The sequence below is a fragment of the Salinivibrio kushneri genome (genome assembly GCF_027286325.1).
GTDB lineage: Bacteria > Pseudomonadota > Gammaproteobacteria > Enterobacterales > Vibrionaceae > Salinivibrio > Salinivibrio kushneri_A.
Genome location: NZ_CP114588.1, coordinates 2,257,805 through 2,275,172 on the forward strand (window position 1 = coordinate 2,257,805; position 17,368 = coordinate 2,275,172).

Annotated in this window: 1 protein-coding gene (only partly in view); it reads right to left on the reverse strand. The window is 60.8% G+C overall.

Translation table 11 applies throughout. The features are described 5' to 3' along the window. Positions 1-17,319, reverse strand: the 5' portion of a protein-coding gene (locus N8M53_RS10490) for an Ig-like domain-containing protein (RefSeq protein ID WP_269578741.1). The gene continues 18,687 nt to the left of window position 1, outside the view; 17,319 of the gene's 36,006 nt are visible here — the first part of the coding sequence; it begins with the start codon at positions 17,317-17,319; its stop codon lies beyond the left edge, outside the window. Positions 17,320-17,368: the final 49 nt, after the last annotated feature.

The window sequence follows — 17,368 nt, forward strand, 5'->3', positions numbered from 1 at the left end:
AACGGTCGCCTCGAACTCGGCGGTGTTGGCTGGGTCCGCGCTGTCGGTCACGGTCAAGGTCACTGTCTGACCGGCTTCGACGTTGTCAGTTGTACCGTCCAACGTCACCGCATCCGCTTCGCTCGCGCTGAGGTTGCCATCGCCTACCGCATTCAAGTCGATAGTCGGTAGATCCGCATTGTCCGCATCCAACGTCGCGGTTTCTGTGTCGCTCGCTGGGTTGCCCGCGCTGTCCGTCACGGATGCAACCACGGTGATGTTGCCATCAACCAGACCGGCTGCGCTTAGGTCTTCCGTGGTGCTGAACGTACCGTCCGCTTGAACGGTCGCCTCGAACTCGGCGGTGTTGGCTGGGTCCGCGCTGTCGGTCACGGTCAAGGTCACTGTCTGACCGGCTTCGACGTTGTCAGTTGTACCGTCCAACGTCACCGCATCCGCTTCGCTCGCGCTGAGGTTGCCATCGCCTACCGCATTCAAGTCGATAGTCGGTAGATCCGCATTGTCCGCATCCAACGTCGCGGTTTCTGTGTCGCTCGCTGGGTTGCCCGCGCTGTCCGTCACGGATGCAACCACGGTGATGTTGCCATCAACCAGACCGGCTGCGCTTAGGTCTTCCGTGGTGCTGAACGTACCGTCCGCTTGAACGGTCGCCTCGAACTCGGCGGTGTTGGCTGGGTCCGCGCTGTCGGTCACGGTCAAGGTCACTGTCTGACCGGCTTCGACGTTGTCAGTTGTACCGTCCAACGTCACCGCATCCGCTTCGCTCGCGCTGAGGTTGCCATCGCCTACCGCATTCAAGTCGATAGTCGGTAGATCCGCATTGTCCGCATCCAACGTCGCGGTTTCTGTGTCGCTCGCTGGGTTGCCCGCGCTGTCCGTCACGGATGCAACCACGGTGATGTTGCCATCAACCAGACCGGCTGCGCTTAGGTCTTCCGTGGTGCTGAACGTACCGTCCGCTTGAACGGTCGCCTCGAACTCGGCGGTGTTGGCTGGGTCCGCGCTGTCGGTCACGGTCAAGGTCACTGTCTGACCGGCTTCGACGTTGTCAGTTGTACCGTCCAACGTCACCGCATCCGCTTCGCTCGCGCTGAGGTTGCCATCGCCTACCGCATTCAAGTCGATAGTCGGTAGATCCGCATTGTCCGCATCCAACGTCGCGGTTTCTGTGTCGCTCGCTGGGTTGCCCGCGCTGTCCGTCACGGATGCAACCACGGTGATGTTGCCATCAACCAGACCGGCTGCGCTTAGGTCTTCCGTGGTGCTGAACGTACCGTCCGCTTGAACGGTCGCCTCGAACTCGGCGGTGTTGGCTGGGTCCGCGCTGTCGGTCACGGTCAAGGTCACTGTCTGACCGGCTTCGACGTTGTCAGTTGTACCGTCCAACGTCACCGCATCCGCTTCGCTCGCGCTGAGGTTGCCATCGCCTACCGCATTCAAGTCGATAGTCGGTAGATCCGCATTGTCCGCATCCAACGTCGCGGTTTCTGTGTCGCTCGCTGGGTTGCCCGCGCTGTCCGTCACGGATGCAACCACGGTGATGTTGCCATCAACCAGACCGGCTGCGCTTAGGTCTTCCGTGGTGCTGAACGTACCGTCCGCTTGAACGGTCGCCTCGAACTCGGCGGTGTTGGCTGGGTCCGCGCTGTCGGTCACGGTCAAGGTCACTGTCTGACCGGCTTCGACGTTGTCAGTTGTACCGTCCAACGTCACCGCATCCGCTTCGCTCGCGCTGAGGTTGCCATCGCCTACCGCATTCAAGTCGATAGTCGGTAGATCCGCATTGTCCGCATCCAACGTCGCGGTTTCTGTGTCGCTCGCTGGGTTGCCCGCGCTGTCCGTCACGGATGCAACCACGGTGATGTTGCCATCAACCAGACCGGCTGCGCTTAGGTCTTCCGTGGTGCTGAACGTACCGTCCGCTTGAACGGTCGCCTCGAACTCGGCGGTGTTGGCTGGGTCCGCGCTGTCGGTCACGGTCAAGGTCACTGTCTGACCGGCTTCGACGTTGTCAGTTGTACCGTCCAACGTCACCGCATCCGCTTCGCTCGCGCTGAGGTTGCCATCGCCTACCGCATTCAAGTCGATAGTCGGTAGATCCGCATTGTCCGCATCCAACGTCGCGGTTTCTGTGTCGCTCGCTGGGTTGCCCGCGCTGTCCGTCACGGATGCAACCACGGTGATGTTGCCATCAACCAGACCGGCTGCGCTTAGGTCTTCCGTGGTGCTGAACGTACCGTCCGCTTGAACGGTCGCCTCGAACTCGGCGGTGTTGGCTGGGTCCGCGCTGTCGGTCACGGTCAAGGTCACTGTCTGACCGGCTTCGACGTTGTCAGTTGTACCGTCCAACGTCACCGCATCCGCTTCGCTCGCGCTGAGGTTGCCATCGCCTACCGCATTCAAGTCGATAGTCGGTAGATCCGCATTGTCCGCATCCAACGTCGCGGTTTCTGTGTCGCTCGCTGGGTTGCCCGCGCTGTCCGTCACGGATGCAACCACGGTGATGTTGCCATCAACCAGACCGGCTGCGCTTAGGTCTTCCGTGGTGCTGAACGTACCGTCCGCTTGAACGGTCGCCTCGAACTCGGCGGTGTTGGCTGGGTCCGCGCTGTCGGTCACGGTCAAGGTCACTGTCTGACCGGCTTCGACGTTGTCAGTTGTACCGTCCAACGTCACCGCATCCGCTTCGCTCGCGCTGAGGTTGCCATCGCCTACCGCATTCAAGTCGATAGTCGGTAGATCCGCATTGTCCGCATCCAACGTCGCGGTTTCTGTGTCGCTCGCTGGGTTGCCCGCGCTGTCCGTCACGGATGCAACCACGGTGATGTTGCCATCAACCAGACCGGCTGCGCTTAGGTCTTCCGTGGTGCTGAACGTACCGTCCGCTTGAACGGTCGCCTCGAACTCGGCGGTGTTGGCTGGGTCCGCGCTGTCGGTCACGGTCAAGGTCACTGTCTGACCGGCTTCGACGTTGTCAGTTGTACCGTCCAACGTCACCGCATCCGCTTCGCTCGCGCTGAGGTTGCCATCGCCTACCGCATTCAAGTCGATAGTCGGTAGATCCGCATTGTCCGCATCCAACGTCGCGGTTTCTGTGTCGCTCGCTGGGTTGCCCGCGCTGTCCGTCACGGATGCAACCACGGTGATGTTGCCATCAACCAGACCGGCTGCGCTTAGGTCTTCCGTGGTGCTGAACGTACCGTCCGCTTGAACGGTCGCCTCGAACTCGGCGGTGTTGGCTGGGTCCGCGCTGTCGGTCACGGTCAAGGTCACTGTCTGACCGGCTTCGACGTTGTCAGTTGTACCGTCCAACGTCACCGCATCCGCTTCGCTCGCGCTGAGGTTGCCATCGCCTACCGCATTCAAGTCGATAGTCGGTAGATCCGCATTGTCCGCATCCAACGTCGCGGTTTCTGTGTCGCTCGCTGGGTTGCCCGCGCTGTCCGTCACGGATGCAACCACGGTGATGTTGCCATCAACCAGACCGGCTGCGCTTAGGTCTTCCGTGGTGCTGAACGTACCGTCCGCTTGAACGGTCGCCTCGAACTCGGCGGTGTTGGCTGGGTCCGCGCTGTCGGTCACGGTCAAGGTCACTGTCTGACCGGCTTCGACGTTGTCAGTTGTACCGTCCAACGTCACCGCATCCGCTTCGCTCGCGCTGAGGTTGCCATCGCCTACCGCATTCAAGTCGATAGTCGGTAGATCCGCATTGTCCGCATCCAACGTCGCGGTTTCTGTGTCGCTCGCTGGGTTGCCCGCGCTGTCCGTCACGGATGCAACCACGGTGATGTTGCCATCAACCAGACCGGCTGCGCTTAGGTCTTCCGTGGTGCTGAACGTACCGTCCGCTTGAACGGTCGCCTCGAACTCGGCGGTGTTGGCTGGGTCCGCGCTGTCGGTCACGGTCAAGGTCACTGTCTGACCGGCTTCGACGTTGTCAGTTGTACCGTCCAACGTCACCGCATCCGCTTCGCTCGCGCTGAGGTTGCCATCGCCTACCGCATTCAAGTCGATAGTCGGTAGATCCGCATTGTCCGCATCCAACGTCGCGGTTTCTGTGTCGCTCGCTGGGTTGCCCGCGCTGTCCGTCACGGATGCAACCACGGTGATGTTGCCATCAACCAGACCGGCTGCGCTTAGGTCTTCCGTGGTGCTGAACGTACCGTCCGCTTGAACGGTCGCCTCGAACTCGGCGGTGTTGGCTGGGTCCGCGCTGTCGGTCACGGTCAAGGTCACTGTCTGACCGGCTTCGACGTTGTCAGTTGTACCGTCCAACGTCACCGCATCCGCTTCGCTCGCGCTGAGGTTGCCATCGCCTACCGCATTCAAGTCGATAGTCGGTAGATCCGCATTGTCCGCATCCAACGTCGCGGTTTCTGTGTCGCTCGCTGGGTTGCCCGCGCTGTCCGTCACGGATGCAACCACGGTGATGTTGCCATCAACCAGACCGGCTGCGCTTAGGTCTTCCGTGGTGCTGAACGTACCGTCCGCTTGAACGGTCGCCTCGAACTCGGCGGTGTTGGCTGGGTCCGCGCTGTCGGTCACGGTCAAGGTCACTGTCTGACCGGCTTCGACGTTGTCAGTTGTACCGTCCAACGTCACCGCATCCGCTTCGCTCGCGCTGAGGTTGCCATCGCCTACCGCATTCAAGTCGATAGTCGGTAGATCCGCATTGTCCGCATCCAACGTCGCGGTTTCTGTGTCGCTCGCTGGGTTGCCCGCGCTGTCCGTCACGGATGCAACCACGGTGATGTTGCCATCAACCAGACCGGCTGCGCTTAGGTCTTCCGTGGTGCTGAACGTACCGTCCGCTTGAACGGTCGCCTCGAACTCGGCGGTGTTGGCTGGGTCCGCGCTGTCGGTCACGGTCAAGGTCACTGTCTGACCGGCTTCGACGTTGTCAGTTGTACCGTCCAACGTCACCGCATCCGCTTCGCTCGCGCTGAGGTTGCCATCGCCTACCGCATTCAAGTCGATAGTCGGTAGATCCGCATTGTCCGCATCCAACGTCGCGGTTTCTGTGTCGCTCGCTGGGTTGCCCGCGCTGTCCGTCACGGATGCAACCACGGTGATGTTGCCATCAACCAGACCGGCTGCGCTTAGGTCTTCCGTGGTGCTGAACGTACCGTCCGCTTGAACGGTCGCCTCGAACTCGGCGGTGTTGGCTGGGTCCGCGCTGTCGGTCACGGTCAAGGTCACTGTCTGACCGGCTTCGACGTTGTCAGTTGTACCGTCCAACGTCACCGCATCCGCTTCGCTCGCGCTGAGGTTGCCATCGCCTACCGCATTCAAGTCGATAGTCGGTAGATCCGCATTGTCCGCATCCAACGTCGCGGTTTCTGTGTCGCTCGCTGGGTTGCCCGCGCTGTCCGTCACGGATGCAACCACGGTGATGTTGCCATCAACCAGACCGGCTGCGCTTAGGTCTTCCGTGGTGCTGAACGTACCGTCCGCTTGAACGGTCGCCTCGAACTCGGCGGTGTTGGCTGGGTCCGCGCTGTCGGTCACGGTCAAGGTCACTGTCTGACCGGCTTCGACGTTGTCAGTTGTACCGTCCAACGTCACCGCATCCGCTTCGCTCGCGCTGAGGTTGCCATCGCCTACCGCATTCAAGTCGATAGTCGGTAGATCCGCATTGTCCGCATCCAACGTCGCGGTTTCTGTGTCGCTCGCTGGGTTGCCCGCGCTGTCCGTCACGGATGCAACCACGGTGATGTTGCCATCAACCAGACCGGCTGCGCTTAGGTCTTCCGTGGTGCTGAACGTACCGTCCGCTTGAACGGTCGCCTCGAACTCGGCGGTGTTGGCTGGGTCCGCGCTGTCGGTCACGGTCAAGGTCACTGTCTGACCGGCTTCGACGTTGTCAGTTGTACCGTCCAACGTCACCGCATCCGCTTCGCTCGCGCTGAGGTTGCCATCGCCTACCGCATTCAAGTCGATAGTCGGTAGATCCGCATTGTCCGCATCCAACGTCGCGGTTTCTGTGTCGCTCGCTGGGTTGCCCGCGCTGTCCGTCACGGATGCAACCACGGTGATGTTGCCATCAACCAGACCGGCTGCGCTTAGGTCTTCCGTGGTGCTGAACGTACCGTCCGCTTGAACGGTCGCCTCGAACTCGGCGGTGTTGGCTGGGTCCGCGCTGTCGGTCACGGTCAAGGTCACTGTCTGACCGGCTTCGACGTTGTCAGTTGTACCGTCCAACGTCACCGCATCCGCTTCGCTCGCGCTGAGGTTGCCATCGCCTACCGCATTCAAGTCGATAGTCGGTAGATCCGCATTGTCCGCATCCAACGTCGCGGTTTCTGTGTCGCTCGCTGGGTTGCCCGCGCTGTCCGTCACGGATGCAACCACGGTGATGTTGCCATCAACCAGACCGGCTGCGCTTAGGTCTTCCGTGGTGCTGAACGTACCGTCCGCTTGAACGGTCGCCTCGAACTCGGCGGTGTTGGCTGGGTCCGCGCTGTCGGTCACGGTCAAGGTCACTGTCTGACCGGCTTCGACGTTGTCAGTTGTACCGTCCAACGTCACCGCATCCGCTTCGCTCGCGCTGAGGTTGCCATCGCCTACCGCATTCAAGTCGATAGTCGGTAGATCCGCATTGTCCGCATCCAACGTCGCGGTTTCTGTGTCGCTCGCTGGGTTGCCCGCGCTGTCCGTCACGGATGCAACCACGGTGATGTTGCCATCAACCAGACCGGCTGCGCTTAGGTCTTCCGTGGTGCTGAACGTACCGTCCGCTTGAACGGTCGCCTCGAACTCGGCGGTGTTGGCTGGGTCCGCGCTGTCGGTCACGGTCAAGGTCACTGTCTGACCGGCTTCGACGTTGTCAGTTGTACCGTCCAACGTCACCGCATCCGCTTCGCTCGCGCTGAGGTTGCCATCGCCTACCGCATTCAAGTCGATAGTCGGTAGATCCGCATTGTCCGCATCCAACGTCGCGGTTTCTGTGTCGCTCGCTGGGTTGCCCGCGCTGTCCGTCACGGATGCAACCACGGTGATGTTGCCATCAACCAGACCGGCTGCGCTTAGGTCTTCCGTGGTGCTGAACGTACCGTCCGCTTGAACGGTCGCCTCGAACTCGGCGGTGTTGGCTGGGTCCGCGCTGTCGGTCACGGTCAAGGTCACTGTCTGACCGGCTTCGACGTTGTCAGTTGTACCGTCCAACGTCACCGCATCCGCTTCGCTCGCGCTGAGGTTGCCATCGCCTACCGCATTCAAGTCGATAGTCGGTAGATCCGCATTGTCCGCATCCAACGTCGCGGTTTCTGTGTCGCTCGCTGGGTTGCCCGCGCTGTCCGTCACGGATGCAACCACGGTGATGTTGCCATCAACCAGACCGGCTGCGCTTAGGTCTTCCGTGGTGCTGAACGTACCGTCCGCTTGAACGGTCGCCTCGAACTCGGCGGTGTTGGCTGGGTCCGCGCTGTCGGTCACGGTCAAGGTCACTGTCTGACCGGCTTCGACGTTGTCAGTTGTACCGTCCAACGTCACCGCATCCGCTTCGCTCGCGCTGAGGTTGCCATCGCCTACCGCATTCAAGTCGATAGTCGGTAGATCCGCATTGTCCGCATCCAACGTCGCGGTTTCTGTGTCGCTCGCTGGGTTGCCCGCGCTGTCCGTCACGGATGCAACCACGGTGATGTTGCCATCAACCAGACCGGCTGCGCTTAGGTCTTCCGTGGTGCTGAACGTACCGTCCGCTTGAACGGTCGCCTCGAACTCGGCGGTGTTGGCTGGGTCCGCGCTGTCGGTCACGGTCAAGGTCACTGTCTGACCGGCTTCGACGTTGTCAGTTGTACCGTCCAACGTCACCGCATCCGCTTCGCTCGCGCTGAGGTTGCCATCGCCTACCGCATTCAAGTCGATAGTCGGTAGATCCGCATTGTCCGCATCCAACGTCGCGGTTTCTGTGTCGCTCGCTGGGTTGCCCGCGCTGTCCGTCACGGATGCAACCACGGTGATGTTGCCATCAACCAGACCGGCTGCGCTTAGGTCTTCCGTGGTGCTGAACGTACCGTCCGCTTGAACGGTCGCCTCGAACTCGGCGGTGTTGGCTGGGTCCGCGCTGTCGGTCACGGTCAAGGTCACTGTCTGACCGGCTTCGACGTTGTCAGTTGTACCGTCCAACGTCACCGCATCCGCTTCGCTCGCGCTGAGGTTGCCATCGCCTACCGCATTCAAGTCGATAGTCGGTAGATCCGCATTGTCCGCATCCAACGTCGCGGTTTCTGTGTCGCTCGCTGGGTTGCCCGCGCTGTCCGTCACGGATGCAACCACGGTGATGTTGCCATCAACCAGACCGGCTGCGCTTAGGTCTTCCGTGGTGCTGAACGTACCGTCCGCTTGAACGGTCGCCTCGAACTCGGCGGTGTTGGCTGGGTCCGCGCTGTCGGTCACGGTCAAGGTCACTGTCTGACCGGCTTCGACGTTGTCAGTTGTACCGTCCAACGTCACCGCATCCGCTTCGCTCGCGCTGAGGTTGCCATCGCCTACCGCATTCAAGTCGATAGTCGGTAGATCCGCATTGTCCGCATCCAACGTCGCGGTTTCTGTGTCGCTCGCTGGGTTGCCCGCGCTGTCCGTCACGGATGCAACCACGGTGATGTTGCCATCAACCAGACCGGCTGCGCTTAGGTCTTCCGTGGTGCTGAACGTACCGTCCGCTTGAACGGTCGCCTCGAACTCGGCGGTGTTGGCTGGGTCCGCGCTGTCGGTCACGGTCAAGGTCACTGTCTGACCGGCTTCGACGTTGTCAGTTGTACCGTCCAACGTCACCGCATCCGCTTCGCTCGCGCTGAGGTTGCCATCGCCTACCGCATTCAAGTCGATAGTCGGTAGATCCGCATTGTCCGCATCCAACGTCGCGGTTTCTGTGTCGCTCGCTGGGTTGCCCGCGCTGTCCGTCACGGATGCAACCACGGTGATGTTGCCATCAACCAGACCGGCTGCGCTTAGGTCTTCCGTGGTGCTGAACGTACCGTCCGCTTGAACGGTCGCCTCGAACTCGGCGGTGTTGGCTGGGTCCGCGCTGTCGGTCACGGTCAAGGTCACTGTCTGACCGGCTTCGACGTTGTCAGTTGTACCGTCCAACGTCACCGCATCCGCTTCGCTCGCGCTGAGGTTGCCATCGCCTACCGCATTCAAGTCGATAGTCGGTAGATCCGCATTGTCCGCATCCAACGTCGCGGTTTCTGTGTCGCTCGCTGGGTTGCCCGCGCTGTCCGTCACGGATGCAACCACGGTGATGTTGCCATCAACCAGACCGGCTGCGCTTAGGTCTTCCGTGGTGCTGAACGTACCGTCCGCTTGAACGGTCGCCTCGAACTCGGCGGTGTTGGCTGGGTCCGCGCTGTCGGTCACGGTCAAGGTCACTGTCTGACCGGCTTCGACGTTGTCAGTTGTACCGTCCAACGTCACCGCATCCGCTTCGCTCGCGCTGAGGTTGCCATCGCCTACCGCATTCAAGTCGATAGTCGGTAGATCCGCATTGTCCGCATCCAACGTCGCGGTTTCTGTGTCGCTCGCTGGGTTGCCCGCGCTGTCCGTCACGGATGCAACCACGGTGATGTTGCCATCAACCAGACCGGCTGCGCTTAGGTCTTCCGTGGTGCTGAACGTACCGTCCGCTTGAACGGTCGCCTCGAACTCGGCGGTGTTGGCTGGGTCCGCGCTGTCGGTCACGGTCAAGGTCACTGTCTGACCGGCTTCGACGTTGTCAGTTGTACCGTCCAACGTCACCGCATCCGCTTCGCTCGCGCTGAGGTTGCCATCGCCTACCGCATTCAAGTCGATAGTCGGTAGATCCGCATTGTCCGCATCCAACGTCGCGGTTTCTGTGTCGCTCGCTGGGTTGCCCGCGCTGTCCGTCACGGATGCAACCACGGTGATGTTGCCATCAACCAGACCGGCTGCGCTTAGGTCTTCCGTGGTGCTGAACGTACCGTCCGCTTGAACGGTCGCCTCGAACTCGGCGGTGTTGGCTGGGTCCGCGCTGTCGGTCACGGTCAAGGTCACTGTCTGACCGGCTTCGACGTTGTCAGTTGTACCGTCCAACGTCACCGCATCCGCTTCGCTCGCGCTGAGGTTGCCATCGCCTACCGCATTCAAGTCGATAGTCGGTAGATCCGCATTGTCCGCATCCAACGTCGCGGTTTCTGTGTCGCTCGCTGGGTTGCCCGCGCTGTCCGTCACGGATGCAACCACGGTGATGTTGCCATCAACCAGACCGGCTGCGCTTAGGTCTTCCGTGGTGCTGAACGTACCGTCCGCTTGAACGGTCGCCTCGAACTCGGCGGTGTTGGCTGGGTCCGCGCTGTCGGTCACGGTCAAGGTCACTGTCTGACCGGCTTCGACGTTGTCAGTTGTACCGTCCAACGTCACCGCATCCGCTTCGCTCGCGCTGAGGTTGCCATCGCCTACCGCATTCAAGTCGATAGTCGGTAGATCCGCATTGTCCGCATCCAACGTCGCGGTTTCTGTGTCGCTCGCTGGGTTGCCCGCGCTGTCCGTCACGGATGCAACCACGGTGATGTTGCCATCAACCAGACCGGCTGCGCTTAGGTCTTCCGTGGTGCTGAACGTACCGTCCGCTTGAACGGTCGCCTCGAACTCGGCGGTGTTGGCTGGGTCCGCGCTGTCGGTCACGGTCAAGGTCACTGTCTGACCGGCTTCGACGTTGTCAGTTGTACCGTCCAACGTCACCGCATCCGCTTCGCTCGCGCTGAGGTTGCCATCGCCTACCGCATTCAAGTCGATAGTCGGTAGATCCGCATTGTCCGCATCCAACGTCGCGGTTTCTGTGTCGCTCGCTGGGTTGCCCGCGCTGTCCGTCACGGATGCAACCACGGTGATGTTGCCATCAACCAGACCGGCTGCGCTTAGGTCTTCCGTGGTGCTGAACGTACCGTCCGCTTGAACGGTCGCCTCGAACTCGGCGGTGTTGGCTGGGTCCGCGCTGTCGGTCACGGTCAAGGTCACTGTCTGACCGGCTTCGACGTTGTCAGTTGTACCGTCCAACGTCACCGCATCCGCTTCGCTCGCGCTGAGGTTGCCATCGCCTACCGCATTCAAGTCGATAGTCGGTAGATCCGCATTGTCCGCATCCAACGTCGCGGTTTCTGTGTCGCTCGCTGGGTTGCCCGCGCTGTCCGTCACGGATGCAACCACGGTGATGTTGCCATCAACCAGACCGGCTGCGCTTAGGTCTTCCGTGGTGCTGAACGTACCGTCCGCTTGAACGGTCGCCTCGAACTCGGCGGTGTTGGCTGGGTCCGCGCTGTCGGTCACGGTCAAGGTCACTGTCTGACCGGCTTCGACGTTGTCAGTTGTACCGTCCAACGTCACCGCATCCGCTTCGCTCGCGCTGAGGTTGCCATCGCCTACCGCATTCAAGTCGATAGTCGGTAGATCCGCATTGTCCGCATCCAACGTCGCGGTTTCTGTGTCGCTCGCTGGGTTGCCCGCGCTGTCCGTCACGGATGCAACCACGGTGATGTTGCCATCAACCAGACCGGCTGCGCTTAGGTCTTCCGTGGTGCTGAACGTACCGTCCGCTTGAACGGTCGCCTCGAACTCGGCGGTGTTGGCTGGGTCCGCGCTGTCGGTCACGGTCAAGGTCACTGTCTGACCGGCTTCGACGTTGTCAGTTGTACCGTCCAACGTCACCGCATCCGCTTCGCTCGCGCTGAGGTTGCCATCGCCTACCGCATTCAAGTCGATAGTCGGTAGATCCGCATTGTCCGCATCCAACGTCGCGGTTTCTGTGTCGCTCGCTGGGTTGCCCGCGCTGTCCGTCACGGATGCAACCACGGTGATGTTGCCATCAACCAGACCGGCTGCGCTTAGGTCTTCCGTGGTGCTGAACGTACCGTCCGCTTGAACGGTCGCCTCGAACTCGGCGGTGTTGGCTGGGTCCGCGCTGTCGGTCACGGTCAAGGTCACTGTCTGACCGGCTTCGACGTTGTCAGTTGTACCGTCCAACGTCACCGCATCCGCTTCGCTCGCGCTGAGGTTGCCATCGCCTACCGCATTCAAGTCGATAGTCGGTAGATCCGCATTGTCCGCATCCAACGTCGCGGTTTCTGTGTCGCTCGCTGGGTTGCCCGCGCTGTCCGTCACGGATGCAACCACGGTGATGTTGCCATCAACCAGACCGGCTGCGCTTAGGTCTTCCGTGGTGCTGAACGTACCGTCCGCTTGAACGGTCGCCTCGAACTCGGCGGTGTTGGCTGGGTCCGCGCTGTCGGTCACGGTCAAGGTCACTGTCTGACCGGCTTCGACGTTGTCAGTTGTACCGTCCAACGTCACCGCATCCGCTTCGCTCGCGCTGAGGTTGCCATCGCCTACCGCATTCAAGTCGATAGTCGGTAGATCCGCATTGTCCGCATCCAACGTCGCGGTTTCTGTGTCGCTCGCTGGGTTGCCCGCGCTGTCCGTCACGGATGCAACCACGGTGATGTTGCCATCAACCAGACCGGCTGCGCTTAGGTCTTCCGTGGTGCTGAACGTACCGTCCGCTTGAACGGTCGCCTCGAACTCGGCGGTGTTGGCTGGGTCCGCGCTGTCGGTCACGGTCAAGGTCACTGTCTGACCGGCTTCGACGTTGTCAGTTGTACCGTCCAACGTCACCGCATCCGCTTCGCTCGCGCTGAGGTTGCCATCGCCTACCGCATTCAAGTCGATAGTCGGTAGATCCGCATTGTCCGCATCCAACGTCGCGGTTTCTGTGTCGCTCGCTGGGTTGCCCGCGCTGTCCGTCACGGATGCAACCACGGTGATGTTGCCATCAACCAGACCGGCTGCGCTTAGGTCTTCCGTGGTGCTGAACGTACCGTCCGCTTGAACGGTCGCCTCGAACTCGGCGGTGTTGGCTGGGTCCGCGCTGTCGGTCACGGTCAAGGTCACTGTCTGACCGGCTTCGACGTTGTCAGTTGTACCGTCCAACGTCACCGCATCCGCTTCGCTCGCGCTGAGGTTGCCATCGCCTACCGCATTCAAGTCGATAGTCGGTAGATCCGCATTGTCCGCATCCAACGTCGCGGTTTCTGTGTCGCTCGCTGGGTTGCCCGCGCTGTCCGTCACGGATGCAACCACGGTGATGTTGCCATCAACCAGACCGGCTGCGCTTAGGTCTTCCGTGGTGCTGAACGTACCGTCCGCTTGAACGGTCGCCTCGAACTCGGCGGTGTTGGCTGGGTCCGCGCTGTCGGTCACGGTCAAGGTCACTGTCTGACCGGCTTCGACGTTGTCAGTTGTACCGTCCAACGTCACCGCATCCGCTTCGCTCGCGCTGAGGTTGCCATCGCCTACCGCATTCAAGTCGATAGTCGGTAGATCCGCATTGTCCGCATCCAACGTCGCGGTTTCTGTGTCGCTCGCTGGGTTGCCCGCGCTGTCCGTCACGGATGCAACCACGGTGATGTTGCCATCAACCAGACCGGCTGCGCTTAGGTCTTCCGTGGTGCTGAACGTACCGTCCGCTTGAACGGTCGCCTCGAACTCGGCGGTGTTGGCTGGGTCCGCGCTGTCGGTCACGGTCAAGGTCACTGTCTGACCGGCTTCGACGTTGTCAGTTGTACCGTCCAACGTCACCGCATCCGCTTCGCTCGCGCTGAGGTTGCCATCGCCTACCGCATTCAAGTCGATAGTCGGTAGATCCGCATTGTCCGCATCCAACGTCGCGGTTTCTGTGTCGCTCGCTGGGTTGCCCGCGCTGTCCGTCACGGATGCAACCACGGTGATGTTGCCATCAACCAGACCGGCTGCGCTTAGGTCTTCCGTGGTGCTGAACGTACCGTCCGCTTGAACGGTCGCCTCGAACTCGGCGGTGTTGGCTGGGTCCGCGCTGTCGGTCACGGTCAAGGTCACTGTCTGACCGGCTTCGACGTTGTCAGTTGTACCGTCCAACGTCACCGCATCCGCTTCGCTCGCGCTGAGGTTGCCATCGCCTACCGCATTCAAGTCGATAGTCGGTAGATCCGCATTGTCCGCATCCAACGTCGCGGTTTCTGTGTCGCTCGCTGGGTTGCCCGCGCTGTCCGTCACGGATGCAACCACGGTGATGTTGCCATCAACCAGACCGGCTGCGCTTAGGTCTTCCGTGGTGCTGAACGTACCGTCCGCTTGAACGGTCGCCTCGAACTCGGCGGTGTTGGCTGGGTCCGCGCTGTCGGTCACGGTCAAGGTCACTGTCTGACCGGCTTCGACGTTGTCAGTTGTACCGTCCAACGTCACCGCATCCGCTTCGCTCGCGCTGAGGTTGCCATCGCCTACCGCATTCAAGTCGATAGTCGGTAGATCCGCATTGTCCGCATCCAACGTCGCGGTTTCTGTGTCGCTCGCTGGGTTGCCCGCGCTGTCCGTCACGGATGCAACCACGGTGATGTTGCCATCAACCAGACCGGCTGCGCTTAGGTCTTCCGTGGTGCTGAACGTACCGTCCGCTTGAACGGTCGCCTCGAACTCGGCGGTGTTGGCTGGGTCCGCGCTGTCGGTCACGGTCAAGGTCACTGTCTGACCGGCTTCGACGTTGTCAGTTGTACCGTCCAACGTCACCGCATCCGCTTCGCTCGCGCTGAGGTTGCCATCGCCTACCGCATTCAAGTCGATAGTCGGTAGATCCGCATTGTCCGCATCCAACGTCGCGGTTTCTGTGTCGCTCGCTGGGTTGCCCGCGCTGTCCGTCACGGATGCAACCACGGTGATGTTGCCATCAACCAGACCGGCTGCGCTTAGGTCTTCCGTGGTGCTGAACGTACCGTCCGCTTGAACGGTCGCCTCGAACTCGGCGGTGTTGGCTGGGTCCGCGCTGTCGGTCACGGTCAAGGTCACTGTCTGACCGGCTTCGACGTTGTCAGTTGTACCGTCCAACGTCACCGCATCCGCTTCGCTCGCGCTGAGGTTGCCATCGCCTACCGCATTCAAGTCGATAGTCGGTAGATCCGCATTGTCCGCATCCAACGTCGCGGTTTCTGTGTCGCTCGCTGGGTTGCCCGCGCTGTCCGTCACGGATGCAACCACGGTGATGTTGCCATCAACCAGACCGGCTGCGCTTAGGTCTTCCGTGGTGCTGAACGTACCGTCCGCTTGAACGGTCGCCTCGAACTCGGCGGTGTTGGCTGGGTCCGCGCTGTCGGTCACGGTCAAGGTCACTGTCTGACCGGCTTCGACGTTGTCAGTTGTACCGTCCAACGTCACCGCATCCGCTTCGCTCGCGCTGAGGTTGCCATCGCCTACCGCATTCAAGTCGATAGTCGGTAGATCCGCATTGTCCGCATCCAACGTCGCGGTTTCTGTGTCGCTCGCTGGGTTGCCCGCGCTGTCCGTCACGGATGCAACCACGGTGATGTTGCCATCAACCAGACCGGCTGCGCTTAGGTCTTCCGTGGTGCTGAACGTACCGTCCGCTTGAACGGTCGCCTCGAACTCGGCGGTGTTGGCTGGGTCCGCGCTGTCGGTCACGGTCAAGGTCACTGTCTGACCGGCTTCGACGTTGTCAGTTGTACCGTCCAACGTCACCGCATCCGCTTCGCTCGCGCTGAGGTTGCCATCGCCTACCGCATTCAAGTCGATAGTCGGTAGATCCGCATTGTCCGCATCCAACGTCGCGGTTTCTGTGTCGCTCGCTGGGTTGCCCGCGCTGTCCGTCACGGATGCAACCACGGTGATGTTGCCATCAACCAGACCGGCTGCGCTTAGGTCTTCCGTGGTGCTGAACGTACCGTCCGCTTGAACGGTCGCCTCGAACTCGGCGGTGTTGGCTGGGTCCGCGCTGTCGGTCACGGTCAAGGTCACTGTCTGACCGGCTTCGACGTTGTCAGTTGTACCGTCCAACGTCACCGCATCCGCTTCGCTCGCGCTGAGGTTGCCATCGCCTACCGCATTCAAGTCGATAGTCGGTAGATCCGCATTGTCCGCATCCAACGTCGCGGTTTCTGTGTCGCTCGCTGGGTTGCCCGCGCTGTCCGTCACGGATGCAACCACGGTGATGTTGCCATCAACCAGACCGGCTGCGCTTAGGTCAACACCTTCCAAGCTCCACTCACCGTCGGTAACTATCGCAGTCCCCACTTCAGTGCCATCTACGGTAATGGTCACGATTTGGTTATCCTCGATACCATTGGTGCTACCACTGATGGTTACATCATCAGCTTCATTTGCATTAATCTGGTTGTCCCCGGTGATATCGGCAATGATGATGCTACCAGCCTGGGTGTCAACAGTATGCTCTGATGAACCAATGCTCTCTACCGTATTACCCGCGTCATCCGACGAGCTCACGACCACCTCGAACTCGGTGTCCGCCGCCAGGTCGCTGCCGGCCACGTCCACGCTCCAGTTACCATCGCCATCCACGGTGGTGGTGTAGTCTTCGCCGTTAATGGTCATCGAAACGGTATCGCCTTCGGCGATGTCGCCGCCGCTCGCGCTGCCGCTGACCGTAATGGTCTCGCCCGCTTCTTGCGCATTGATCACGTCATCGCTGGTGATGTTGCTCACGCTGACCGTGCCCGCATCCGCGCTGGTATCAATGTCTGCTTGATCAGTCCCAGGCGCGGAGGTGTTGCCGGAGGTATCGGTAATGGTGGCTTCTACGGTAAGCGTTTCACCGTCTGCGGGGGTATCAGGGAGGGTTACAATGACAGATCCGTCAGTAATATTATCTTCCGTCACGGTGAAAGTCTGCCCATTCACCGTTAACACATCGCCTGGATTGGCGTTGGTGCCCGTCAAGTCGATAGACACACGAATACCGTCGCCAATTTCTTGGCTGCTAATCACACCATCATTGTTTGCATCGTTGAGGATAGTCACCCCAGGGGCGTTGGGGGCAGTCACATCCACCAAGCGACCAAAGCCATCTTCTTCGTTTGTGCCAATCGCACCTGCATTGTTAGCAATCGAGTCTGAGTCAAAGCCAGAGCTTGCAATGGTCTCGCTTCCATCTCGCTCCAAGTTAACATAGCTCCATGAGCCACTACCCGTTGCTTCACCACCTGCAGCGGTCGCTTGGTCTTCTTGAATGGTGATCTCGCCTTCACCTTCCAAGATTTGTTGTTGAATGTCGGCTATTTCGTCTTGCACGTCTTGCGGCAAGCTATCAATCAAGGCGCCGGGCTCGCCGCCTTGCGATTCTAGCGTGAGCAATACGCCATTGCTCAATGCAATAACGGCATCACTGTTATCGGGCAATACGAGCTCCGTCCCTGCCGGGAAAGACATTCCCTCCGAGACCGTCATGGGCGCGCCATTAACGAGAACAACAGCACTCCCTTGAATGCTTTCGACGATTACGTTGCGAGATAGCGAGATTGATTTCATAGCCGGACTCTTTAGCTAAACAAAGTGTGATCTGCTTTCAGGAAAAGCG